We start from the raw sequence: 26188 nt of genomic DNA, 5'->3' as shown, positions 1-26188 counted from the left end.
GCAGTTTGTCGGAGAACGGCGGCACGGACACCTACAAGGTGCGGCTGTCCTTGCGGCCTACGGCCACGGTGACGGTGAGTCCCTCTTCAAGCGACACCGACGCCATGACGGTAAGTCCTGCATCGTTAACCTTTACAACATCAAATTGGGCCACGAAGCAGACGGTGACGTTGACAGGTGTGGACGACAACGTAGACAACGCCAGCGACCGGAGGAACACTACCCTATCGCATGGAGTTAACGGCGGGAACTACAGCGGGGTGACCGTCGCCGACAGGACCATCGCGATCACCGACGACGACGATGTACCGACGTTGAGTCTGACGCTGTCGCCGTCATCGATTTCGGAGAACGGCGGTGTAAGCACGGTGACGGCGCGTCTGAGCGGGGCGTCGAGCGCGGATACGGAGGTTACGGTGTCCGCGTCGGCGGTGTCTCCGGCGGACTCGAGCAATTTCACGCTGAGCAGCAACGACGAGCTGACGATAGCGGCGGGGGCCACGGTCAGTACGGGCACAGTGACGATCACCGGCGTGGACGACGTGGTTGTTGGTCCGGACAAGCGGGTGACAGTATCGGGCGATGCGAGCGGGGGCAACGGCGTGTCGGACCCATCGGACGTGACACTTACGATCACCGACGACGATACTCCGGTGATCACGATAGCGGCGGACGCGGATACGGTAGCGGAAGGCGAGACGATCACCTTCACGCTGTCAGTGGCCCCTGCGCCTACCCAGGCACTGTCGGTGAACGTGTCGGTGGGCGAGGGGACCATCTTCCTGACGTCGAGCGTGACGATCGCCGCGGATTCGTCGAGCGCGCAGTTCACCCGCGCCACCTATGACGACTCGGTGGACGAGCCGGATGCCGCGGTATCGGCGACGATCGTATACGGCACGGGATACACGGTGGGCACTCCGAATACCGCGTACGTGGTGGTGACCGACAACGACGACCCGCCGGAATTAAGCATATCCCGTTCCTCCACCGCAGAGGGCGACAGTGGCACGAAGCCCTTGGTGTTTACCGTGACGCTCAGCGGTTCGGCCACTGTGGACACGGTGTCCCTCAGTTATGGTACGCAAAACAGTACGGCGACGGCTGGTTCGGATTATGTATCCAAGAGCGGTACTTTGAAATTTATACCGGGGGTGTCAGGAACCAGAACCAAGACGATATCTGTCACAATCATAGGCGATCAGGTCCAGGAGCAAGACGAGCTGTTTACCGTGAGACTGAGCAACGTGACCACTAATGCAAAGGTGGTAAAAGGTCTCGGTATTGGCAAGATAGATAACGACGACGGGTTACAACAGGTCGTACCGCAGATCACGATAGCGGCGGCCACGGATACGGTAGTGGAAGGCTCATCGATCACCTTCACGCTGTCGGCGATCCCTGCACCAGCCGAGTCGATTTCAGTTAACGTGTCGGTAAGCGGGGGTACGAGCTTCCTGAGCGGCTCGCCGCCATCGAGTGTGACGATCGCCGCGGGTACGAGGAGCGCGTCGTTCAGTCTGGCCACCGAGGACGACGCGGAGGACGAGCCGGATGCCACGGTGACGGCGACGATCCAGACGGGCACAGGCTACGCGGTGGGCACCACTTCATCGGCGCAGGTGCTGGTGGCCGACAACGACGTTTCCGGCGGACCGACGTTGCGGCTGGTGCTGACGCCGTCATCGATCTCGGAGAACGGCGGTGTGAGCACGGTGACGGCGGTGCTGATCGGGGCGAAGAGCGCGAAGACGGAGGTGACCGTGTCCGCGTCGGCGGTGTCTCCGGCGGAATCGGGCGATTTCACACTGAGCGGTACCAATTTGACCATAGCGGCGGGGGCCACGGCCAGCACGGGCGAGGTGACGATCACCGGCGTGGACGACTCGGTGGTTGAACCGGACAGGCAGGTGACGGTGTCGGGCGCAGCGACCGGGGGCAACGGCGTGGCGGATCCACCGGACGTGACGCTTACGATCACCAATGACGACGATCCGGTGATCACGATTACGGCGGCCGCGGATTCGGTGGCCGAGGGCAGTCCGGTCCCCTTCACGCTGTGGGCGTACCCTGCGCCTGTCGAGGCGCTTACGGTAAACGTGTCGGTGAGCGGGGGGTCGAGCTTCCTGGAAGGCACACCGCCAACGAGTGTGACGATTGCCGCGAACTCGTCGGAGGCGGCATTCAACCTGCCCACCGAAGACGACGCGGAGGACGAGCCGGATGCCACCGTGACGGTGACGATCGTGAACGGCACGGGATACACGGTGGCCACAGCGGATTCGGCGGTGGTGGTGGTGACCGACGACGACGCCGCGCCCAGAGCGCTGTCACCGCCAGGCAACGTCACGGTCACGCCCGGGGACAGTCAGCTGACCCTCGACTGGACCGCGACGCCGAACGCCACCGGCTATCAGGTAAAGCATCGAGTAGTAAAGGGGGTTAGCAACCCTGATACGTGGTCCTGGACCGACGTGGGCAACGTCACGAGCCACACGATACGCGGACTGGTAAACGGCACGACGTACAGGGTGCGATTGCGCGCGGTAAACGCCACCGATGCCAGCAAAGCTGCCATTGAGATCGGGACGCCGACGGCAGGAAGCGATCCGGTGATCACGATAGCAGCGGCAGCGGATACGGTGGCCGAGGGCACGACGATCAACTTCACGCTGTCGGCTTCCCCGGCGCCTGCCGAGACGCTTACGGTAATCATGTCGGTGAGCGGGGGTACGAGCTTCCGAAGCGGCACGGCGCCCACGAGCGTGACGATCGCCGCGGGTACATCGAGCGCGCAGTTCAGCCTGGCTACCGAGGATGACGCGGTGGACGAGCCGGATGCCACCGTGACGGCTACGATCGTGAACGGTACGGGATACGCGGCAGGCACCGCGTATAAGGCAGAGGTTGTGGTGACCGACGATGATGTACCGGGCGTACTATCCCCGCCAGGCAATGTCACGGTCACGCCCGGGAACGGGCAGCTGACCCTCGATTGGACCGCGTCGCCGAACGCCACCGGATATCAGGTAAAGCATCGGGTAAAGGGGGTAAGTAAACCCGATCCGTGGACCTGGACCGCCGTTAGCAATGTCACGAGCCACACGATAAGCAATCTGGTAAACGGCTCGACGTACATTTTACGACTGCGCGCGGTTAGCGCTTCCAATACGAGTTCGGTGGTCATCGAGGAAGGGAAGCCGTCGGCGGGAAGCAGTCCGGTGATCACGATAGCGGCGGCCGCGGATACGGTATCCGAGGGCTCATCCGTTTCCTTCACGGTCACGGCGTCATCCGCTCCCGTGACGGACTTGGAAGTAAGCGTGTCGGTGACAGGGGGGACGGGTTTCCTGAGCGGCACGCCGCCCGGAAGCGTGACGATCGCCGCGAGTTCGTCGAGCGCGCAGTTGAGCCTGGCCACCACCGACGACCCGGTGGACGAGGCGGATGCCACGGTGACGGCGACGATCCAGGACGACACGGGATACGATGTGGGCTCCTCTAACTCGGCCCAGGTCGTCGTAACCGACAACGACGCTGCGCCGTCGGGCATAACGCTGTCGGTCTCTCCCGCCGTGGCGTCCGAAGGAGACAGCGTGTCGGTGACGGTAACGGCCACGCCATCGGGCGGCACCCTCTTCGGTACGGAGCAGACGGTGGGGGTGACGGTGTCAGGCAGCGGTACGTCGAACGCGGTGGGCTTCGATTCAGTATCTGACTTCGACGTGGTCATCGGCGCCGGTGCGTCCAACGGGAACGGCACGTTTGCACTGGTATCCACGGACAACAGCGACGACAACATCGACGAGACGATCACGTTGAGCGGAACGGCATCGCCTTCCGGCGTGCCGGTTACTCCGGCTACAATAACCCTGAGCGACGACGACGATCCTGTGATCACCATAGCAGCGGCGGCGGATACGGTGGCCGAGGGTACGTCCGTTTCCTTCACGGTTACGGCTTCATCCGCTCCTGTGACGGAACTGAGTGTCAAGGTGTCGGTGAGCGGGGGGACCGGCTTCCTGAGCGGCACGCCGCCGACGAGCGTGACGATCGCAGCGAACTCGACGAACGCGCAGTTCAGCCTGGCCACCGCCGACGACCCGGTGGACGAGGCGGATGCCACGGTGACAGTGACGATCGGGACCGGCACGGGATACGCGGTGGGCGCCTCGAACTCGGCCCAGGTCGTCGTGACCGACAACGACGCTGCGCCGACGGGCATATCGCTTTCGGTCTCTCCTGCCTCGGCTTCGGAGGCAGACAGCGCGAAGGTGGTCACGGTGACGGCAACACCGTCAGGCGGTACGCTCTTCGGTACAGAGCAGACGGTATCGGTGTCGGTGTCGGGCAGTGGTGCGTCGAACGCGGTGAGCTTCAGTTCCGTATCTGATTTCAATGTAACCATCGGCGCCGGCAGTTCCAGCGGAGACGGGACATTTACCTTGGTCCCCGTAGATAACCAGGCGATCAACGTCGCCAATTCGATCACCGTAAGCGGGACGGCATCGCCTTCCGGGGTGACGGTGACCTCGGCGACGATTGTGTTAACCGACGACGACGTACCACAGGTAACGATAGCGGCGGCCGCGGATACAGTGGCCGAGGGCACGTCGATCACCTTTACGCTGTCGGCGTCTCCTGAGCCCGCAGATACGCTTTCGGTAAACGTGTCCGTGAGTGGGGGTGCGAGCTTCCGAAGCGGCACGGCGCCTACCAGCGTGACGATCGCCGCGGGTAGTTCTAGCGCGCAGTTCAGCCTGGCTACCACCGACGATACGGTGGATGAACCGGATGCCACCGTGACGGCGAGGGTGGGGACCGGCACCGGATACGAGAAGGGCAATCCGCACTCGGCGCAGGTGTTGGTGACCGACGACGACGATGCGCCGGGAACACTGTCCCCGCCAGGCAACGTCACGGTTACGCCCGGGGACGGCCAGCTGACCCTCAGTTGGACCGCGTCGCCGAACGCCACCGGCTATCAGGTAAAGCATCGGGAAAAGGGAGTAAACATACCCAATCCGTGGCCCTGGACCGACGCGGGCAATGTCACGAGCCACACGATAGGCAGTCTGATAAACGGCACGACGTATATACTGAGGCTGCGCGCGGTAAACGCCACCGATACGAGTTCGGTGGCCAGGGAGGAAGGGACGCCGTCGGCAACGTCCGCACGTGCTGTAGTCGCATCGCCTCCCGCGGTGGCGCACCCCCTGGAAGACATCACGCTGGAGGAGGGCGATTCGCGCAGTATGGATGTGGCCGCCACGTTTACAGGTCCGGGGCTCGCATATGGGGCGTCGGTTTCGGATGCGGCGGTGGCCGCCGCCGCGGTAACGGGTGGGACGATGACGGTGGCGGGACTTGCGCAGGGCAGCACCACGCTATCGGTTACGGCCGTCAATGAATCGGGCACGGCGGGCTACAGCATCACGGTCACGGTGAAGCCGTCGTCTGCAGAACGCGACGCTTACGAAGCGGTCCTCGCCGCCATGGGCCGCGGTCTGATGTCGAGCGCGCGGGCGACCATGGAGGACCGGTTCGCGCTCGTTGCGGAAGAGCGCCGGCTTGCCGTGGCCGGCCGCAGAGTGGACGGCCTGGCCTCCGGCGTGACGGCTTTGATAGGGCTCACGGGTTATCATATCCCGCGGAACTGGAATGACCCGACCCAGCCGCGTGCTCCTGGCCGCTCGGGCCGGGTCGACGTCCTTCGGAACAGTTCGTTCGTCTATACGCTGCCGCGTTACGGGCAAGAGGGATATACCAACAGGGTGACGCTGTGGGGAACGGGCAACGTGCAGGCGTTTCGTGCGTCGCCTGACAACTGGCGCTATGGCGGCGGCTTGAGGACGGCCTATCTGGGCGTGGACGTATCTGTCCCCGGTCTGATTGCCGGCGTTTCGTTGTCGCGCACATCGGGTGCGGCCAGTATCGACGTTCCCGGCGCTCAGGGCCAGGTGCAGACGCGGCTTACCGGCGTGTATCCCTATGCGCGATGGCAGAGCAGCAGCCGTCCACTCCAGGTATGGTCGATCCTGGGTGAAGGCCGTGGTTCGGCCGTCACCGAAGGGGAGAATCGCGACCTGTCCATGCGCATGGCCATGCTGGGTCTTCGCACCCGCTTCATGTACCTGTCGGGTGTGAGCTTCAGCGTGGTGGGGCACGCGGGTGTGATGTCGCTTAACGCTTCATCGCCAGCAGCGTCGATCCAGGGTGATCTCAACGCCGACATCCGGCAGGTACGACTCGGACTGGAGGGTTCGAGCGGAACCGTTCGCATGGGGCCGTCGTCGCTGACGCCCTTCGCACAGGTCGCCGGACGCTACGATGGCGGCAAAGGCGAGACGGGCGGCGGCGTGGAGATAGCGGGCGGCTTCAGACTGACCGGCGGCCGTCTGGGTCTGGAGGCCCGCGGCCGCCTGCTGGCCGCCCACTCGGCATCTGGCTACCAGGAACGGGGGCTTTCCTTTATCGCCTACGTACGGCCGAACACCGCGGGTGGCCTGTCCATGTCGATTGCGCCTCGCTGGGGCGCGGATACCCGGAACGTGGACATGACCTGGCGCGAGGACGGCGGCATCTCTTCGGGCAGGCGGTCCGCAGGTCACACGGGCGCCGTCCGGGCGCAAATTGGTTACAGCATGTTGAACTCGGCGCTCCGGGGCGTTTCCCTGACGCCCTTCGCAGAGACCGACATTTCCGGGGCCGACCGTCGAAGCATGCGGCTGGGCACGCGACTTGGCGCGAAGGAAGGCAAGCTCAGCGTCGAATTCGCCGGTGAGAGAAGACAAGACCCCATCCGTTCGGCCGACCACCGCGTGGGATTCCTCGGGAGATATCGGTTCTGAATCGTGGTCAAAATCGCTACGTATGGAAATCAAGCCGATATGCTTAGTATAACCAACCTGCTTTTTCTCCCACGATCGCCGGTGACTACCCCTCCCGTTTAAGCACCCCGTATACCTACCTAAATCGCGCTTGACCGATAACGGTCAGAGGCGTAAACTCTCCGCAACCGCCTGCCTTGACAGATTCAACCTAACTATATATATTTTATGCAGTTATGACGGATTGAAAACAGTCTACACCTTCGGCGTTTCGGAATGAGCAGGTAGTTTATACATTGTATATACACGGAGACGAAGGAACCATGGCGAGCTCATCAGGATCAAATCAACTGGAAGAAGGAACACGGGAGACCCTGGATTTTTCGAAACTTCGGCAGGTCGCCGGCATCGAAGAGGATGTCCTGCCGGTGGTCGTGCAGGATTCCACGACGAAGGAAGTGCTTATCCTGGCCTACATCAATCGCCAGGCCCTGGACGAATCCCTGAAGACCGGGATTGCCACGTTCTGGAGCACTTCGCGGAACGAGCTGTGGGTGAAGGGCGCCACGTCGGGAAACGCCCTCGGAATCGACGAAATCCGGGTCAACTGCGAGCAGAACTCTTTAGTTTTCCTCGTAACGCCCAAGGGCGAAGGCGCGTGCCACACCAGGGACGCCGAGGGCCGCTATCGGACCGGTTGCTACTATCGACGTTTGGAGTCGTCGGGGGAGCTTGAGTTCGTCTGATCGCAGCTGGCTCAGCGTCGTGAAAATGTGACCATTTTTGGACATGTCTCCGAATTTATCCTACTTTTTTGGAGTAAGATCGAAAAATAGCCAGAAAACAACCCGAATTTCCAGGTTTAATACAGGAAGCGGCCCCGCCTTACTTCCCGAACGCGGCCATATAGACTTTCGTACGGTCGTTCAGGACGCCGTAGAAGGCCCGGGTCTCCGGGTCGTCGCTGTCCCGCCAGAGGGTGGCGGGAATCCCCGAATCGTTGGCCAGCGGATCCCTGTCCCGGTGACCGTAATAGATCTGCGCGGTCTTCCGCACGGCCCGCGTGGGACGCGTGGTGGCCGTGTGGAGTACCGACACGTTGAACAGGGCACAGGTGCCCGCCGGTCCGTGGAGGTCGTAGACACCACGCTCCAGTTGCGCGCTGTTCTCCTTCATAACAGGCTGATCGACCCCTTCGGGCGAGATGGAGAAGCAGTGGGTATGCTTGTCCACGTCGGTGAAATAGACCATGAGCTGGATGTAGTCCATGCGGAGGGGGTGCTCGAACCAGTGGGCCTTGTCGCGGTGCCACCGCTGGTGGAATTCGCCCTTGTACGGGCCCATGGACCGCAGCCCGATCTCTCCGAAACAGAGCGGACCGCCCATCAGTTCCTCTATGGTGCCGTATATGGCGGGATGGCGGATCAGATCGTCGAAGGCCGGCGTGGTGATGAGCGCGTCGTAGTTGGCTTCCTGGTGATGGCCGTAGGGATGCCAGAAATAAGGATACTTGCGACGATCCTCGTCGAAGAGACCGTGAAAACGATCCACGTCCTCGTCCGCGAGGACCTTGCCCAGGTTGATGAATCCGTTCTGGCGAAAAAACGCCAGGTCGGCCTGCTTCATGATCTCCCCTCAGACTGACCGCGTGATGCCCCCGTCGACGCGCAGGTTCTGCCCGGTGATATAACCGGATCCGGGCGACAGCAGGAAAGCGGCCGTTTCAGCGATCTCTTCCACGGTGCCGTAGCGTCCCATGGGAATGCGTGACTTGAAGGCCTCCGATTCCGGGAGACTGTTGATGAACCCCGGCAGGATGTTGTTCATCCGGATGTTGTCGCCTGCGTGGTTGTCGGCGTAGATCTTCGTATAACTCGCCAGGGCCGCCCGAAAAGCGGTCGATACGGGAAAGTAATGCTCCGGTTCGAAGGCGGCGTAGGTCGAGATGTTCACGATCGATCCACCGCCCTGGTCCACCATGATCGGGGTGACGAGGCGCGCCATGCGCACCACGTTAAGAAACACGATGTCCAGTCCCTCGTGCCAATCTTCGTCCGGAATGTCCAGGAGACTGCCCTTGGGCGGATGCCCGGTGCTGTTGACGACGCCGTCGATGCGGCCGTGGGCGTCCATGGTTAGATCGACAAGTTTCTGCAGGTCGGCTTCGTCCGTGACGGAACCCGTCACGCCGATTCCGCCCAGCTCACTGGCCAGTGATTCCGCCGCACCGGACGGAGACAGCAGCGCGACCGCATAATCCTGGCTGGCCAGGTTCCTCGCGATGGCCGCCCCCATGCCGCGTCCCGCACCCGTAATGACCGCTACACGTTGCGCACTCATGCTGCTCCCTTCGTCGTTACGATCCGTTGTCCGCTGTCGGACCCTGTCCGTTGACGCCTGTCCGTCAATATACTCCCGTTTCGTTGATATGCTGCCGAGCCACAGGCTACCATCTGCCTCCACCCCGGCCAAGGCGTTATATAAACAAATGCGTTGCCGCAATCAATGACAGAATGTAGCGTTAGAACATGAAGATAACCGCCCTGAAGACCCACGCCGTCCACGTGAACCACCGGGGAGACTGGACGTTCCTGGCGGTGCACACCGACGAAGGGATCACCGGCTATGGCGAGGTGAATCCCGGCGGCGCACGGTCCGGAAGCGTGGACTTCCTGCAGCAGGTCGAACCCGTGCTGGCCGGCCGCGATCCCGGCGCCATCGAACGCATCCTGGCCGAACTTCTCCCTTCGCCCGTCGACCGGTCGAAAGTGATGGCACTGAGTGCCCTGGACCAGGCCCTGTGGGACATCAAGGGGAAGGTCCTGGGCGTGCCGGTCGCCGACGTCATCGGAGGCCGCTGCCGCGATGAGATCCCCCTCTACGCCAACATCAACCGGGCCACCACCGAACGGACGCCCGCGGGATTCGCCCGGAACGCGGCCGCCGCGGTCGCGGATGGATTCGACGCCGTGAAGCTCGCGCCCTTCGACGGGATGCCTGCCGGCATCGACCGGGCTTCGGACGCCCGGGAGGGCATCGCCTGCATGGAAGCGGTGCGCGCCGCGATCGGTCCGGACGTGTCCCTGCTGATCGACTGCCACAGCCACTTCACCGCCCGGGGCGGGTGCGAGGTCTTCGATGCGCTCAGGGACCTGGACCTGTACTGGTACGAGGAACCCGTGCCCGACGAAGACCACGAGGGATACCGGGCCATCAAGGACCATATCGACGTACCGCTGGCCGGCGGCGAAAGCCTGATGTACCGTGAGGGGTTCTGGCCCGTCCTGGACCAGGGGCTGATGGACGTGATCATGCCGGACGTAACGATCGTGGGTGGGCTATGGGAACTGAAGAAGGTCGCCGCCATGGCGGAGGGCCGGGGGGTTCCCACCGCGCCACACGGTCCCTTCGGGCCGCTGACCATCGCGGCGGGCGTGCAGGCCATGGCCGCCCATCCCGGCTTTCAGATCCTGGAATACGCCTGGGGAGAAGTGCCGTGGAGACACGAACTCATCGAACCGCCGGAAAGGATCCAAGGCGGACGGATCCGTGTATCCGACCGGCCCGGCCTGGGTGTCTCGCTGAACATGGAGGCAATTGAAACCCACAGGGCGGACCGGGACCGGAAGGCGGTCCCTTAGTCAGTCCCGGGACGCTGGCCTGTCAGCTCGGGGACGCTGGCCAGCCAGCCCGCGGACGATGGCCGTCTACTTCTTTGCCAGCGCGGCCTTAATCGCGGCCTCGAACGCGTCTTTCGTCTGGTTGTTGACGAACCGTTTCGTGACGGTGCCTTCGCGATCAATCACGAAGGTGTGGGGTATGGTAAGCACGTTGCCGTACGCCTGGTAGGTCTTCCGGTCCGCTTCCACGATGGGATAGGATACGCTCAGCTTGTCTACGAAGGGTTTCGTGATGGGAAGCCCCTCTTCGTCGAGGGAAAGTCCGAGTACCTCGACCCCCTGTTCCCGGTAAGTCTCGTAAAGTCCGTTCAGCATCGGCATTTCCACGAGACAGGGCGGGCACCAGGTGGCCCAGAAGTTCACCACGACCACCTTCCCTTTCAAGGCGGATAGACTGGCCTCGCCGCCGCCCAGGACCGGCAGGTTGAAATCGGGCGCGGCGCTGCCTTCCTTCAGCATGAGCCGGGCCTCGATGGCCTTCAACTCGGCCACGACGGCCGCCCGGACGCGGGGAACCATGTCCGGGGTGACCTGGATCCCGAGCTCATTATATACGGCCATGGCCGTTTCCGGACCGAAGTTCGGCTTGCCGGCCTTGGATTCGGAGACCTGCTTCATGATGTAGGCGACGATCTTCTGCTCGTCGTCGGTCAGGGGCTCCTGGCCCTGCTCCGCGGTCTGCGCCTGTACGTTGGAAAGGACGAAGGCCGCGGCGAACATTGCGCACAAAAATGTTTTAAAAATGCTTCTCACGCTTTCCTCCCATTCATTCGATCATTTTCTGTTTCGATCGTGCCAAGTCAACACCAACAACTATTATCTCTGATAGTCGAGCCCCCAGGATCGGCGTATCCGACCCGGGACGCGGCACATCAGGTCTTGCTGCCTGCCTTCTCGGCCTTGGCCGCTTTCTTGAGCAGTTCGTTGAAATTCATTTCGAAATTCGCCAGGTCGCTGCGGTCCACGATCGTGGCGGCCGCTACGCCCACGGCAATGGCCACGGCTTCCCGGATCTCCGCACCTTCGGCGCCGTATTTCATGGCCTTCTTGAGATGGCCTTCCAGGCAGTTCTGGCATCCGGCGCTCAGCGACGCGGCTATGGCGATCAGTTCCTTGGTCTTGTTGTCGAGCGCCGTGCCCTCCCGGTAGGTCTCCCGGTAGAAATCGAAGTAGATGTCTTTCATCCGTTCTTCCAGCAACTCGTATGACCTGAGAACCTTACCCACGTATGTAACCTCCGGAACCCGATGCGAAGACGTCAGGAATCTGTCAATGTATCAAAACGATCCGCCTGTGATCCGGCTGTCATCCTGCCCATCCGAACCCATTGGAGTATTCAAAAACCGCACCGGGATTATTCAAACTTAAACCCGGGAACGGCTACAGACATACTAAGTCGCTTCCCCCTCCGGCGCAATCTGATTCGGCGAACCCCGCGCATTCTGATTCCGCGCCGCCTCGGGCCGCTTCTGACTGCCCGGCACGGACCGTTCAGGATGCTTCCGGATGGAAATACCGGTACACCTTTCGCGCCGCGTCTTTGCCCACGCCCTGGACCGTCCTCAGTTCCTCTTCGGAGCACTTCCGGATGTTCTCCACGGAGCCGAGCGCCAGGATCAACTGCTGTTTCCGCTTCGGACCCACCCCGGGTATGTTGTCCAGTTCCGACCGGATCATGCGTCTTCCCCGCTGTTGCCGGTGAAATGTCACGGCGAAACGGTGGGCCTCGTCCCGGGCCTGCATGAGCATCTTCAAGGCCGGGGACGACCGGGGAACGAGGATCGGTTCGGACTGGCCCGGCCGGAAGACTTCCTCCAGGCGCTTCGCCAGGCCGATGACGGGCAGGTCGACCAGGCCCAGTTCGTTCAGGACCTGCCGAACGCTGGAGAGCTGTCCCTTTCCGCCGTCGATGAGCACGAGGTCCGGAAGGGGCTTGTTCTCGTCGATCAGCCGCCGGTACCGCCGGCCGACCACTTCCTGCATCATGGCGAAGTCGTTGGGGCCGATCACGTCCCTGACCTTGAACTTCCGGTAGTCCGACTTGCGGGGGCGGCCGTCCACGAAACAGACCATGGAGGCCACCGGGTCCGAACCCTGAATGTTGGAGATGTCGAAGGTCTCGACGCGTCTGGGCGGCACTTCGAGTCCGAGGATTTCCTGCAGGGATCCCACCGAGGCGGGCATGCTGCGGCGAACCCTGGCTTCGGCCCGTTTCAGCGCGTGGGTGTTCAGCTGCAGTTCGGCGTTCTGCACGGCAAGCCGGACCATGGCGGCCTTGTCGCCCCGGCGGGGCACGGCGATTTCGACCTTGGATCCACGCTGCCGGGCCATCCATTCCCGGAACGTATCCATGCCGTCCGGTTCCCCGCTCAGCAGGATCTCGTCGGGCCAGAGCTGCGCGGCGAGGTAGTACTGGGTCAGGAAGGCGCCCAGCGTCTCCGGTTCCGTCGACTCCTCCGGCGCCGTCAGGAAGAAATGCTCCTTGCCCAGCAGCTTGCCCTCCCGGACCTGCAGGACCGCCCCGCACACGTCGGTCCCGTTCCTGGCGAGCCCGATGATGTCCCGGTCTACTTCCCTGCTCGAAAAAGCCCGTTGGCGGATCGTCGTCTTCTCGATGGCGACGATCTGGTCCCGAACCCGTCCCGCCAGTTCGAACTGCAGTTGCTCCGACGCCCGCGCCATCCGTTCCTTCAGCTGATTCAGCAGGTCCTTCGTCCTGCCGGTGAGAAACTGGCACACCTGCTCGATGATTTCGCCGTACCCCTCTTCGCCGATGTGCCCCTTGCACGGTCCGGGACAGCGGTCGATGTAGTAGTCGAGGCAGGGCCGGTCCATGGACGGCCACGCCTTCGCGCTGGGACAGGTGCGCAACGGGAAGACCTTGCGGACCAGGTCGATCGTCCTTCGCATGGCCTTCACGTTGGTGTAGGGGCCGAAGTACCGGGCCCCGTCCTGCCGGACGTTGCGCGTAACGACGACCCGCGGAAAGGCCTCGTTGGTCACCATGATGAAAGGAAAGGACTTGTCGTCGCGCAGCATCACGTTGTACTTCGGCTTGTGTTCCTTGATGAGATGGTCTTCGAGGAGCAGCGCGTCGACCTCCGATTCGGTGGCCACGTAGTCGAAGTCACGAATCCGGCTGGCCAGGGCGACGGCCTTGGGCGCGGTGAGACGGGTCTTCTGGAAATACGAGCGGATCCGTTGCCGCAGCGCGCGGGTCTTGCCCACGTAGATGATGCGCGACCGGGCGTCTTTCATCAGGTACACGCCCGGTTTGCCGGGGAGGGATTTGAGCTTCTTTTCGATTTCCGTCTGTTCGACAGCCATGGGAAGGGTCGTCCGTTACGTGGATTCGAGCGGCGTGGCGTCGGGATTCAATTTAACCTTGACTTCCGGCGGCTCGCCAGGTAATTTGGTGCTGGTTTCAAACCGGAACTTGCGCGCCGGAAGACAGGCCGCATCACAACGGGCCGCTTCGGCCGAGACACCGTGCTGTGTATTGACGATTCAGCGTATTTAAGGGAGTAAAAGTTGCCGACCCTCGTTTCATCCAAGAAGCGTTTGCGCCAGGAAAGCGTGCGTCAGCGGCGTAACGCCACGGTCAAGTCCGCCCTCCGGACTGCCATCAAGCGCCTGCGCGAGAATTCGGACGCCGAAGCGGCGCCCGGACTCCTCGGCCAGGCCTATTCCAAGCTGGACAAAGCCGTCAAGCGCGGCGTGATGCACCGGCGGACCGCCGCCCGCATCAAATCCAGGCTGACGAAACAGGCCAACTGAGCCCGTTCCCGGGTACCTGCCAGGCCTGACCGGACACACCGCCGTCACCGCTGACCGGACGCGCGTCCATCTTCTAAGCTATTCCGCTTGCCCGGCCTCCATGGCCACCTGCCGGTTTTCCGCTGATTCCGTGTATGTCAATGCGGCCTGGACCAGGCCTCTGAACAAGGGGTGGGGTCTGTAAGGACGGCTGGTCAACTCGGGGTGGAACTGGGTGCCTACGAAGAAGGGGTGCGTGGGGATTTCCAGGATCTGCATGATCTCCTCGTCGGGCGTCATGCCGGAGAATACCATGCCCTTGTGCTCGATGAGTTCCCTGTACTGGTTGTTGAACTCGTACCGGTGGCGGAACCGTTCGACGGCCGCTTCAGATCCGTAGCAGCGGTGGGCTTCCGTGCCGGCCTTCACTTTCACTTCATGTCCTCCGAGCCGCATCGTGGCCCCCATGCCGGTCAGTTTCCGCTGGTCGGGCAACAGGTAGATGACCGGCGTTTCAGTCTCCGCGTCGAATTCCGTGTGGGCGGCTTCCAGCATGCCGCACTCGTTACGTGCGAACTCCACCACGGCCAGCTGGAAGCCGTAGCATAGGCCCAGGAACGGCAACCCGTTCTCCCTGGCGTACTGTATGAACCGGATCTTGCCCTCGGCGCCCCGCTCGCCGAAGCCGCCGGGCACGATGATTCCGGAAATCCCGTCCAGCATGCCCTCGTCCAGCGCCTGATCATTCGAGAAGTCGGTCGTGTCTATCCACTCGGTGGTGATCTCAGCGCCCACGGCGACCTTGCTGTGGTCCAGGGCGTTCAGGATGCTCACGTAGGAATCGTGCAGTGCCGTGTACTTGCCGGTGATGGCGATACGTATTTCAGGGTGGCTACCGGACAGGTACTTCAGGTAGATGTCGAACATCTCGGGACGCTGGTCGGTACGCTGCGGGAGGTTGACGTTGAGCTTGTCGGCGACGATCTGCACCGTCTCCTGGCGGTCGAGCAGGGCCGGCACCCGATAGATGGAATCCGTATCCGGGCTGCTGACCACGCGGTCCTCGGCGATGTTGCAGAAGAGGCTGATCTTCTGGCGGACGCTCTTGTTCAGGGGTATGGCCGAGCGGCACACCACGATATCGGGCTGGATGCCCAGTTGCAGCAGCGCCTTGACGCTGTGCTGCGTGGGCTTGGTCTTCAATTCCCCGGCGGACGCATTGTAGGGCACCTGCGTGACGTGGACCGACATGACGTTGTCCCGTCCCTCGTCGTAGAGCATCTCGCGGGCGGCTTCGATGAAATGGATGTTCTCGATGTCCCCGACCGTGCCGCCGATCTCGACGACCAGGATGTCGTAGGGGCCCTCGTGGGCCTTTGTCCGGATCAGGTTCTTGATCTCGCCGGTCACGTGGGGGACGACCTGCACGTCCCGGCCGAGATACTCGCCCCTCCGTTCCTTGTCGAGAATGATGCGGTACACCCGGCCCGACGTGATGTAGTTGTTCCGGTTCAGGTTATCGTCGAGGAAGCGTTCGTAGGTGCCCAGGTCCATGTCGCATTCGGTGCCGTCCTCGAGCACGAACACTTCTCCGTGGCGGTAGGGGTTGATGGTGCCGGCGTCCTGGTTCAGGTAGCCGTCGATCTTGATCTGGGAGACCGTGAATCCGTAATGCTTGAGCAGGTGTCCGAGGGAGGCGCTGAAGACGCCTTTGCCCACGCCGGACATGACGCCGCCTGTGACGAAGATGTACTTGGTCCGGCCGATGCGGTAATCGGTGGGGAAGAATTCGATGGCTTCGGATTCTACGGTCTTGGCGCTGTGGGCGTCCAGGTCGACTTCATTAAAAAACACGTCGTCGCTATAGTCCGGGGCACCGGCCAAAGACTCGCTCCTTTTCAGGATTTAGGATTTGAATAAGGCCGCATCTAAGATAGGGCGGGAAAGGCGACTTCGCAATACAATTATGTCAGAAATCCTATATCAGTACTCCCCGATCCATTTGCTCCTCAGCGCATCCAGCATTCCCTTCTGTTCCATCTGGTACAGCCACAGGTTCAGGAAGTTGATGAAGGGTTGGTCGCCGCGGACGGTCATGTAGCCAAGGTCCTCGCGGGTCAGCGGATCGTCCGGGTCGAGGGCGAAAAGCAGGGGATTCTGTCTTGCGTAGATCACCGCTTCCACGTTGTCCGTGAACATGACGTCTACGTCACCCGCCGCCACGGCCGGTTGAACGTCCAGGTTGTTCTCGAACATGACAATCGTGGCCTGCACGATATTGGCGCGAACGTAGGCTTCGTTGGTGCCGCCGTAGTTGGCGCCGATCCGGACGCCGGGACGGTCGATGTCCTGCAGACTCTTGAAACGCTCGCGGTCGGCTTTTCGGATGAGCGGCGACTTTCCGATGGTGGCATAGGGGTCGGTCAAGGCCAGGTCCTTCTGCCGCTTCAGCGTCCGGGTTATGCCGCCCATGGCCAGGTCGAACCGGTCGTTCATGGTGTCCCCGGACAGGTTGCTCCAGGTCGTGGGCACGAACTTGACGCTGACGCCGAGGGCTTCGCCGAGGAGATGGGCCGCGTCGATGTCCATGCCCTCGTAGGTACCGGTCTCCGGATTCAGATAGGTGAAAGGCTTGTAGTCGCCGGTCGTCCCGATCCGGATCTCGCTCCGTTCCTGGATCCGGTCCAGCAGAGAGGTCTGGCCGTGGACGTGCACCGAAAGGGCACTCAGGAACGCAAGCAGAAGAAGGGATGGGATGGCGCGCATATGGAAAGTCCTCATTGATCACTCCAGTGGGGTATGATTCGCTATGGGAATTTTGATCGACCCTCGGGTCAGGCTGTCGGTGAGTTTATAGTGCTTCCGGCCGGCCGTGTCAATCCATCTTGACAGGCCAGTGCCGTACTTCTACCTTGAAACGGCACTCGGACCCTTCTGAATACACGTGACATTCCCGTCTGTCCACCCGCTGGACAACTTGTCCCTTCAGGCCATGTCACCAGTCTCCTCCAGTACGATTCGGACACCGGCTACCGCGCTGTTCATCATTCTGATCATTGCTCCCTTCTTCCTCGACCGATGGCTGTCGCCCGAGACCGGCGTGCGCACGACAGACGTACACGAGACGGACGCGGCAAACCCGGGACGGTACGGGTTCCTGTTGACCGATGCAACGGCGACAGCCGGCATAGACTTCATTCATGAAAAGCCGGAACTCGATCCGAAGCTCGATCCGATCATGCCCCATATCTCGGCCCTCGGGGCATCCGTCTCGGTCGTGGATTTCGACAACGACGGGTGGCAGGACCTATACGTGACCAGCAGCCGTAAAGGGACGTCGAACGCCTTGTACCGGAACCAGGGAGACGGCAGCTTCGCGGAGATCGCCGGGGAGGCCGGCCTGGCCGATGTGAACGGGGACGGGGGCGTGTCCATGGGCTCGGTGTGGGGGGATTTCGACAACGACGGATTCGAGGACGTCTTCATCTACATGTGGGGCCGGCAGCGCCTGTACCGGAACCAGGGCGACGGTACTTTTGAGGACGTGACCGTTGTGGCCGGGCTTGACCGGTGGATGAACGCCAACAGCGCGGTGTGGACGGACGTCGACCGGGACGGCCTGATCGATCTCTACGTGGGCGGTTATTTCTCGGAAGTCCATGACCTGTGGCAGGTTACAACCACGCGTATCATGCAGGAAAGTTTCGAATACGCCAACAACGGCGGGCACAATTACCTCTACCTGAACCGGGGAGACGGCCGTTTCGAGGACGTGACGGAAGCCTACGGGGCGGACTGCACGCGGTGGACCATGTCCGTCGCCGCGGCGGACCTGAACGGCGACGGATGGCCCGATCTGTACCTGGCCAACGATTACGGTCCCGAGGTGCTCTTCCTCAATATCGAAGGGAAGCGTTACGAGCAGCCCGCCGGGACCTCGCTGGAAGAGACCTCCAAGAGCGGCATGAACGTGGCCTTCGGCGACCTGTACAATGACGGGCGCGCGGACGTCTACGTGACGAATATCTCGAAGCGCGGCTACCTGTTCCAGGGGAACAACCTCCGCCGCAACCTGATCGCGGAGAACGGCCGGATGATCAACATCGCGGAGGGCGAGATCGCCGACGCGGGCTGGGGCTGGGGCGCGCAGTTCGGGGACCTGAACAACGACGGTTTCGTGGACCTGTTCGTCACCAACGGCTTCGTTTCGGCCGATCCGGAGGAGGACTACTGGTACGAGATGTCGCGGGTCGCCATGGGCAACAACAACATCTTTCAGGACGTGAAGAACTGGGCGCCCATGGGCGATCAGAGCCTTTCGGGATTCGAGCGGTCCAGACTGTACCTGAACGACGGCACCGGGCGCTTCTACGACGTGGCGGAATCCGTCGGCGTGAATGACCGGTACGACGGCAGGGGGGTCGCCCTGGCCGACCTGTTCAACCGGGGCGTGCTCGACGTGGTGGTGGCTAACCAGGACGGTCCCCTGGTCCTGTACAGGAACGAGGTCGAGCAAGGGAACGCGTGGATTGCCTTCGAACTGAAGGGCACCCGTAGCAATGCGAGCGCCATCGGCGCGGAGGTCCGGGTATTTTGGGACGGCCGGCAACAGCTCCAGGTCGTGACGGCGGGCGCGAGTTTCGCCGCCCAGAGCCAGCGCAGACGGCACTTCGGCCTGGGGGACGCCACGGAGATCGAACGAGTCGAAATACGCTGGCCGGGCGGGAAGGTGCAGACGCTGGAGCGTCCCGAAATCAACCGGTTGCACACCGTGACTGAACCGGAGGGATGATGGACGCATCGAAGGCCGTGGCGGCCGAATCCGCGCCGGGACCGCCGCCGGGACCGCCGAAGGGAGCGGGATGGCAGATCGATCCGCGGTACCTGTCCTCCGGCCTGATCACCCTGATCCTGGTCTTCGGCCAGCTCTACGTGGGATTCCTCCACGACCTGTCGCAACTGTTCACGGCGATCGCCGTGGCCCTGGCGGCGGAACTGGCCCTGGGCCGCCTGCTGACGGGCCGGTGGCTCAACCCCGCCAGCGCGTACATCACCGGGATCAGCTGCGGGATCCTGCTGAGGTCGCTTTCCCTCTGGCCGTACGCCATCGCCAGCCTGCTTTCCATCCTGTCGAAATACGTCCTCCGTTTCAGGGGACGACACCTGTGGAATCCATCCAACCTGGGCATCTGCGTGGTGCTCTTCGCCGCGCCCGGGACCGTGGCCGCCCTGAGCGAGCAGTGGGGCAACGACCTCTGGGCCATGGCCGTGATCTGGGTGCTGGGTTCGGTCATTCTCTGGCGGGCGAAGCGTTTTCACGTTACCTTCACCTACGCCGCGTCCTTCGTCGCGCTCGCCTACGTGCGGTCCATAATGACCGGAACCCCGTTCCTGTCCGAAGTCGCGCCCATCACCGGCCCCATGTACCAGCTCATGGCCTTCTTCATGGTCACGGACCCCGCTACGTCCGTCTCCTCGCGCAACGGCCGCATCGGGGTGGCTTTTCTCGTGGCCCTGGCGGAAACGGTACTGCGACTTTACGAAATCGTGAACGCGCCGCTGTACGCGCTGTTCCTGGTGGGACCGGCGGCGAAGATATTGGATTTGAGACGTTCGGCCTGAGTAAACAGGAGATCGACATGGCCCTCAGGGTAGGCATCGTCGGCGTGGGCGGCATCGCGCACTGTCACGGCAGGGCGGCACGTGAAGCGCCCGAAGCGGAACTCGCCGCGATCTGCGACGTCTCGGAGGAGGCGATGGGCCGTTTTGGCGGGACCTTCGGGGTCACCCGCCGCTACACGGACCTGGAGCGCATGCTGCGGGAAGAGGAAATCGACATCCTATCCGTCTGCACCTGGGGCGATTCACACGCCGACATCGCCGTACGGGCCGCGCGGACAGGCCGGGTCAGGGCGATACTCTGCGAAAAACCCATTAGTTCGACGGCAGCCGAGTGCGAAGCCATGATCGAAGCCGCGCGGGAGCACGGCGTCCTGCTCGCCGAGGCCTTCAAGTTCCGCCACCACCCGTGCCATCTCAGGGCGAAGGAGCTCATCGAAGCCGGTGAGATCGGTCGGGTCAAATTGATCCGCAATACCTTTACCGCGGCGGTGGATCCAGGTAATCTGAGACCGGACTACAACTGGCGGTTCAACAAGACCAAGCGCGGCGGCGCCACCTACGACCTGGGCTGCTACTGCATACACCACGCCCGGTTCATCACGGGCAGCGAACCGGAACGGGTCCATGCACGCGGCCATTACGGACAGCGATCGCAGGTGCCCGAGGACGTCACCGCGCAGCTTGAATTCCCGGGAGAGATCAGCGCGCAATGCGTCTTTTCGTTCCGGTTCTACGGATCCCAGGAATTCGAGGTGTACGGTACGGACGGCTACATGCGGATGGACATGGCTTGGAACAACGAAGACCACCCGGTCGCGCTGGTAATCAGAAAAAACGACGGGGAGGAAAGAACCATCAGATTCGCCCCGGTCTTTCAATTCACCGACCAGTTGCGGCACCTTTGCGACTGTCTCATAACGGAACGGCCTCACCGGATTCCACCGGAGAACAGCCTGGGCAACATGCGCGTCATCGACGCCGTTCACGCGTCCATTGACGCGGGACAGCCCGTGGTTTTGGATCCCGGCTAGTTACCCGGGTTCACACTGCACACCCTACAGAGGAGGACAAGGAGCAATGAGAATCACCCTGACCAGCGTCGCGGTAGATGACCAGCAGAAGGCGCTTCGCTTTTACACTGAAATCCTTGGTTTCCAGTTGAAGCACAACATTCCTATGGGCGAACACGCCTGGATCACCGTGGTTTCCGCGGATGATCCGGACGGGACGGAGCTGGCGCTCGAGCCTGACGTACATCCCGCAGTGCGTCCGTTCAAGAAGGCCCTTGTGGAGGACGGCATCCCCTGGACCGCCTTCTCGGTCGACGACGTCGCAGCCGAACACGAACGTCTCGAGGCTAAGGGTGTGCGATTCGTACAGCCGCCAACGGATGCCGGGACTGTTGTTATCGCCGCCTTCGACGATACATGTGGCAACTTGATTCAGATTATGGAAGAGAAAGATCAAGCGTGACCATCGCATAGCCCCGTCGACCATCCTGGTCCACGGGCATGAGATTCGATTTAAGGGAGGCACATGATGCTCAGGAACATTCTTGCTGCCATCGTCGGCTACGTCGCCATGGCCGCCGTACTCTTCGTACTCTTTTCGCTGCTGTGGGTGGCGGTAGGACCCACGGGCGCCTTCCAGCCGGGTTCGTGGGAAGTACCCGTAGGCTGGGCGCTTGGTTCGCTCGTGCTGGGGTTCGTGGGGGCATGTGCCGGCGGAAAGGTCTGTGTGAGGATCGCGCACGATGCCAGGGCCGCCACTATACTGATCGGCCTCGTCATCGTGATGGGGGTGGTGAGGGCCCTGATGCCGGTGGAGATGGCGGCGGGACCGCGTCCCGACGATGTGTCGATGATGGAGGCGACAGCGAATGCTGTTCATCCGGCATGGTTCAACTGGCTCAACCCGCTTATCGGGGCCGTGGGCGTCTGGTTCGGATCGCGTAAATCGCGCGCGTAGCGGTCAACGCGTAGCAGTCAACACGTAGCAGTCACAAGGACAACCGGCGGTCTATCGTCCCGAACCGGATTCTTGGAGCAGTTCACACCATGACCTTAGAAGAAATGACCCTCGGCGTCGAAGAGGAATACCAGATCATCGACCCCGAGTCGCGGGAACTGACCTCCTACATCTCCGAGTTTCTCGAAAAGGGGAAGCGGGTCTTTCGCGACCAGGTCAAGCCGGAATTCCTTCAGTCCCAGGTGGAAATGGGCACCGAGGTCTGCAAGGACATCAAGGAAGTCCGGAGGGAGATCGCCCGGCTTCGAAGCATGGTATCCGAAATTGCCGAAAAGAGCGGCCACCGGATCGTGGCGGCCGGCACCCATCCCTTTTCCCGCTGGCAGGAGCAGGAAATCACCGAGAAAGACCGGTACCGCAGCCTGGTCGCCGACCTGCAGTACGTCGCCCGCCGCCTGCTCATCTTCGGCATGCACATCCACGTCGGCATACCCGACCGGGAACTGCGGATCGACACCATGAACCAGATCAGCTATTTCATGCCCCACGTCCTGGCTCTTTCTTCTTCGTCCCCCTTCTGGATGGGAGACAACACGGGGCTCAAATCCTATCGAAGCATCGTGTTCTCCGAGTTGCCGAGGACCGGCATACCCGATCGTTTCGACTCGGCTGCCGAATACGACCATTTCATCCAGACGATGATCAAGACCGGCTGCATGGACGAGCCCACGAAGATCTGGTGGGACGTGCGGCCCCATCCCCGTTTTCCCACGCTGGAGCTGCGGATCTGCGACTGCATCACCGAGATCGACGAAGTGGTGGCGATCGTAGCCCTGGTCAGGGCGGTGGCGACCAAGTTGATCAGGCTGCGCCGCGAGAACCAGTCATGGCGGTACTACCGGCGCGACCTGGTGGCCGAGAACAAGTGGCGCGCCATCAAGGACGGGCTGGACGGGAACCTGGTCGACTTCGGCAAGGAAGAGGAGGTGCCCTTGCGGTTCCTTATCGAGGAACTGCTGGATATCGTGGACGACGTCGTGGATCCACTCGGAGTACGTGAGGAGATCGAATACATCCGGGTCATGCTCGAGCGGGGCAGCAGCGCGGACCGGCAACTCAGAACTTATGATGAAACCGGTGACCTGAAGGCGGTCGTGGATCAATTGGCCGAGGAGACGGTGACGGGACTGTGATCGGGACGTAGAACAGTGGTGATTTCCATGGCCGGACAATACGAAAACAACTTTGTACGACTGGTGAGTGTTCTTTGGAACGTCTGGCGCACATTCTGGTGGTGGCTTTTCGTGATTGTCGTGATCTACCTTATGAACCGAATGCTCTGTTCGTGAACCACTGAAACCCGAAACCTTTTGTTACTTTGTCCTGCTGTATAAAGTGAGACGAGTGCCCCCCGTGCCCACACGATCCAGACCCAACATCCTGTGGATTTCCTTCGAGGACACCGGCCCTTACTACGGTTGCTACGGCGACCCAGTAGCTCGTACTCCGAACGTGGACCGATTCGCGGAAGAGGGGTGCCGGTGGACGCGCTGCTTCTCCACGTCGGGGGTCTGCGCCCCTGCCCGCTCTGCGATCATTACCGGGATGTACGCCACCTCCATCGGCACGCACCACATGCGGACCACCCACGCCGATCCCGCTGTACCCAAGTTGCCCACGCCCTACTCCGCGGTTCCGCCCCACTACGTCAAGTGCTTCACAGAATACCTGCGGGCGGCGGGCTACTACTGCACGAACAACTTCAAGACCGACTACCAGTTCGATCCGCCGCTGACGGCCTGGGACGACCAGGGCGACGCGGTCCACTGGCGAAACCGGCCTGATCCGGACCAGCCCTTCTTCGCGGTCTTCAACCTCATGCGCAGCCACGAGAGCGGGATGTGGCCGGAAAAGTGCCCTTCGCCCGAGTTCGATCCCGCAGCCATCGAGCCGCCGCCCCACCTGCCCGACACACCGAAGGTCAGGGAGGCCCTGGCCCGCATGTACACCCATATCGCCCACAACGACCGGGAATTCGGCACGCTACTGGAGCAACTGGAAGCAGACGGACTCGCCGACCATACCTACGTCTTCAACTGGAGCGACCACGGACCCCTGCCCCGGGGCAAGCGCTGGCCTTATGACGCGGGCATTCACGTGCCGCTCATCGCGCGGGGACCGGACATGGAAGGCGGGCGGGTATGCGAAGACCTGGTCAGTACGATCGACCTGGGTCCCACGATGCTGTCCCTGGCGGGCGTCGAAATCCCGCACCATATCCAGGGCCGCGCCTTTCTCGGGGAGCATGCCCGGCCGTCACGGGACTATGTCTACGCCAGCAGGGACCGCCACGACGTGTCCTACGACATGGTCAGGGCCGTGCGCGACGGCCGGTACAAGTACATCCGGAACTACCGGCCCGATCTGCCGTATCTTTCCTGGATCCCCTATCGAAACCGCCATCCGATCATGCAGGAAATATGGAAGCTGCACCTGGAAGACGGTCTGGACGAGGCGCAGTCGGCCCTGTTCCGGTACCCCAGGCCCGTGGAGGAGTTTTACGACACGGCGGTTGACCCCCATGAAGTAGACAACCTGGCCGCCAATCCCCGGTTCCGCGGTGACCTGGAACGGATGCGCGACGCGCTCGACACCTGGCTCGATGAGACCGGGGACATGGGCAGGATCTCCGAAAGCGAGATGGTCCGGAACTGGTATCCGGAGGGCCGCCAGCCCGAGACCGCCCCCGTGGTCTGCGTGCCCCTATGCACTGAAAGTCCCGGAATCGATCCTGCGCTGGAGGGCGGCTCGTTCGAAGGCCCGGTGCTGCTGCAGCTTCACTGTGCCACACAGGGCGCTTCCATCGCTTACACGCTCGAGACGGGGGATGATCCCCACTGGCTGTTGTATACCGAACCGCTGTGTCTTGATGCAGGTGAGTACCTGGTAAGGGCGCGGGCGATACGCATCGGATACCTTGAAAGCCCGGAGATCCGGGCAAAGTTCGTGGTTCGGGAAGCGTGACCGGCGCGACAGCGTAAGACGGACCAATGCCTGGTTGCGCTAAGGCCCCGTCTTCAAAGAGGTTGACCATCTGGTTGTGAATCATTAAGAAAACACTGGTACGTTTCTTGACGCTATTGCGTTCCGATCCCGGAGGTCCGCCATGGACCCTTCCTGTCTTGTCTACTGCCTGACGGACGAAGAGCGGCACCTCTTCGATGAACAGGGTTTTTTCATCGTGAAGAACGTGCTGCCGGGCGACATGGTGGAAGCGCTGGACCGGATCGCGGACCGCATCGATGCGGAACGCCGTCCCAACATGGGGGGCAGCCCCTACAGCATCAAGAATCATTTCGACATCATCGGACAGGACGATCTGCTGCTGGAACTGCTCGACTGGCCGAAGACCTTCCCCAAGGTCTGGGGCATTCTCGGGTGGCACATCCAGCTGTACCATTCGCATTTGATTGTCTCGCCTCCGTCGCCGGCGGATCAGAAGCCCAAAAAACGGCGTCTGGGCTGGCACCAGGACAGCGGCAGGCTCAATATCGACCTGGAGACGACGCCCCGTCCGCGGGTGTCGTTGAAGGTGGCCTTCTTCCTGAGCGACTGCACGGCGACCGACCGGGGCAACTTCCACGCCATTCCGGGCAGCCACCAATGCCAGGCGATCGACTTTCCCGAAAACGCCGAGCTGGATCCGGAAGATGCCGTTCCGATCCGTGCCGCGGCCGGCGACGCCGTGTTTTTCGATCGACGTCTCTGGCACGCCTCGGGGATCAACTACTCCGATATTACCCGCAAGGTGTTGTTCTACGGTTACAGTTACCGCTGGCTGCGTCCCCGGGACAACATGACGGTAGATCACTACATGGACCGCTGCGACCCCATACGCAGGCAACTCCTGGGCGCCGGACCATCGGGCGGCCATGGCTATACCTCGCCTCTGACCGAAGACATCCCCCTGCGCGAATGGATCGCTGAACATGCGGGCCGGGAGTTCGTGGTAGACTGAGCAAGGTGATCAATTCATTGGCTGATTCATCAGAGACCCTGGCGGAGCAGCAGGCCCTGCTCGATCGGATCGCCGAAGCCATAGTCGCGCGCGAGCTCACCGCGCCCGCGGTCCTCTTCCTGGAATCCATGAAACCCCTTTCGTTTCTGGGCGGCCAGTTCATGGCTTTCCTGAGTCCCTTCATTCACATGGTGGTGGACGCGTCGGACTACGACCGGATCGCCGAGGCCATCGAGCGCCGGGAGAACGTGGAGTTTCTGATCCAGCGCATAGAGCATCACGCCTCCGGGGCGGATGACACGGCAAACTGACTC

Annotated in this window: 19 protein-coding genes and 1 pseudogene (1 of these 20 running past the window's edge); 13 read left to right on the top strand and 7 right to left on the bottom strand. The window is 62.1% G+C overall.

Annotated features, from left to right (window positions below):
* Window positions 1-6851 (top strand): annotated as a pseudogene (locus tag F4X08_10975) (hypothetical protein) (it extends 1402 nt beyond the left edge of the window).
* 302 nt (window positions 6852-7153) lie between these two features.
* Window positions 7154-7576 carry a phosphoribosyl-AMP cyclohydrolase gene (locus tag F4X08_10970; GenBank protein MYD26321.1) on the top strand — a complete coding sequence of 141 codons (423 nt, stop codon included), beginning with the start codon at window positions 7154-7156 and terminating at the stop codon, window positions 7574-7576.
* Window positions 7577-7715: 139 nt separating this feature from the next.
* Here F4X08_10970 and F4X08_10965 read toward each other — a convergent pair whose 3' ends face one another.
* Both F4X08_10965 and F4X08_10960 read right to left on the bottom strand, forming a co-directional pair.
* A complete protein-coding gene (locus tag F4X08_10965) occupies window positions 7716-8456 on the bottom strand; it encodes a phytanoyl-CoA dioxygenase family protein (protein ID MYD26320.1) in 741 nt (246 codons plus the stop codon).
* A gap of 9 nt (window positions 8457-8465) precedes the next feature.
* On the bottom strand, window positions 8466-9170 hold the full coding sequence (locus F4X08_10960) for an SDR family oxidoreductase (protein ID MYD26319.1): 705 nt from the start codon (window positions 9168-9170) through the stop codon (window positions 8466-8468).
* Window positions 9171-9358: 188 nt separating this feature from the next.
* On the opposite strand from F4X08_10960, the gene F4X08_10955 reads away from it, so the two are divergent.
* Window positions 9359-10471: a mandelate racemase/muconate lactonizing enzyme family protein gene (locus F4X08_10955; protein MYD26318.1), complete on the top strand. Its 1113-nt coding sequence runs from the start codon at window positions 9359-9361 to the stop codon at window positions 10469-10471.
* Window positions 10472-10537: 66 nt separating this feature from the next.
* Here the strand turns inward: F4X08_10955 and F4X08_10950 are convergent, their stop codons facing one another.
* The 3 genes from F4X08_10950 to uvrC form a co-directional block, all read right to left on the bottom strand.
* Window positions 10538-11263: a TlpA family protein disulfide reductase gene (locus tag F4X08_10950; protein ID MYD26317.1), complete on the bottom strand. Its 726-nt coding sequence runs from the start codon at window positions 11261-11263 to the stop codon at window positions 10538-10540.
* A 119-nt stretch (window positions 11264-11382) separates the two neighbouring features.
* The gene (locus tag F4X08_10945) at window positions 11383-11736 is read right to left on the bottom strand and encodes a carboxymuconolactone decarboxylase family protein (GenBank protein MYD26316.1); all 354 of its coding nucleotides are present in this window, start codon (window positions 11734-11736) and stop codon (window positions 11383-11385) included.
* Window positions 11737-12001: 265 nt separating this feature from the next.
* The gene (gene uvrC / locus F4X08_10940) at window positions 12002-13837 is read right to left on the bottom strand and encodes an excinuclease ABC subunit UvrC (GenBank protein MYD26315.1); all 1836 of its coding nucleotides are present in this window, start codon (window positions 13835-13837) and stop codon (window positions 12002-12004) included.
* Window positions 13838-14041: 204 nt separating this feature from the next.
* On the opposite strand from uvrC, the gene rpsT reads away from it, so the two are divergent.
* A complete protein-coding gene (gene rpsT / locus F4X08_10935) occupies window positions 14042-14287 on the top strand; it encodes a 30S ribosomal protein S20 (GenBank protein ID MYD26314.1) in 246 nt (81 codons plus the stop codon).
* A gap of 78 nt (window positions 14288-14365) precedes the next feature.
* Here rpsT and F4X08_10930 read toward each other — a convergent pair whose 3' ends face one another.
* A complete protein-coding gene (locus F4X08_10930; protein ID MYD26313.1) occupies window positions 14366-15994 on the bottom strand; it encodes a CTP synthase in 1629 nt (542 codons plus the stop codon).
* A 255-nt stretch (window positions 15995-16249) separates the two neighbouring features.
* The gene (locus F4X08_10925; GenBank protein MYD26312.1) at window positions 16250-17047 is read right to left on the bottom strand and encodes a transporter substrate-binding domain-containing protein; all 798 of its coding nucleotides are present in this window, start codon (window positions 17045-17047) and stop codon (window positions 16250-16252) included.
* Between the two features lie 163 nt (window positions 17048-17210).
* On the opposite strand from F4X08_10925, the gene F4X08_10920 reads away from it, so the two are divergent.
* The 9 genes from F4X08_10920 to F4X08_10880 all read left to right on the top strand — a co-directional run bounded on the left by F4X08_10920 (window position 17211) and on the right by F4X08_10880 (window position 26185).
* Window positions 17211-19058, top strand: a complete 1848-nt coding sequence (locus F4X08_10920) for a CRTAC1 family protein (protein ID MYD26311.1) — start codon at window positions 17211-17213, stop codon at window positions 19056-19058.
* The gene (locus F4X08_10915; protein ID MYD26310.1) at window positions 19055-19888 is read left to right on the top strand and encodes a hypothetical protein; all 834 of its coding nucleotides are present in this window, start codon (window positions 19055-19057) and stop codon (window positions 19886-19888) included. Before F4X08_10920 ends, F4X08_10915 begins: the two co-directional genes overlap by 4 nt.
* Before the next feature lie 17 nt (window positions 19889-19905).
* A complete protein-coding gene (locus F4X08_10910; protein ID MYD26309.1) occupies window positions 19906-20919 on the top strand; it encodes a Gfo/Idh/MocA family oxidoreductase in 1014 nt (337 codons plus the stop codon).
* 46 nt (window positions 20920-20965) lie between these two features.
* On the top strand, window positions 20966-21361 hold the full coding sequence (locus tag F4X08_10905; GenBank protein MYD26308.1) for a VOC family protein: 396 nt from the start codon (window positions 20966-20968) through the stop codon (window positions 21359-21361).
* Window positions 21362-21427: 66 nt separating this feature from the next.
* A complete protein-coding gene (locus F4X08_10900; GenBank protein MYD26307.1) occupies window positions 21428-21856 on the top strand; it encodes a hypothetical protein in 429 nt (142 codons plus the stop codon).
* 89 nt (window positions 21857-21945) lie between these two features.
* Complete coding sequence (locus tag F4X08_10895; protein MYD26306.1) at window positions 21946-23049, top strand: carboxylate-amine ligase; 1104 nt, start codon at window positions 21946-21948, stop codon at window positions 23047-23049.
* 220 nt (window positions 23050-23269) lie between these two features.
* Window positions 23270-24880 carry a sulfatase-like hydrolase/transferase gene (locus F4X08_10890; protein MYD26305.1) on the top strand — a complete coding sequence of 537 codons (1611 nt, stop codon included), beginning with the start codon at window positions 23270-23272 and terminating at the stop codon, window positions 24878-24880.
* Window positions 24881-25022: 142 nt separating this feature from the next.
* Complete coding sequence (locus F4X08_10885; protein ID MYD26304.1) at window positions 25023-25874, top strand: hypothetical protein; 852 nt, start codon at window positions 25023-25025, stop codon at window positions 25872-25874.
* A gap of 17 nt (window positions 25875-25891) precedes the next feature.
* A complete protein-coding gene (locus F4X08_10880) occupies window positions 25892-26185 on the top strand; it encodes a hypothetical protein (GenBank protein ID MYD26303.1) in 294 nt (97 codons plus the stop codon).
* Window positions 26186-26188: the final 3 nt, after the last annotated feature.

The sequence above is a fragment of the Gemmatimonadota bacterium genome, from assembly GCA_009841265.1.
Classification (GTDB): domain Bacteria; phylum JAAXHH01; class JAAXHH01; order JAAXHH01; family JAAXHH01; genus JAAXHH01.
This window is presented reverse-complemented; position numbering and strand designations above follow the sequence as displayed.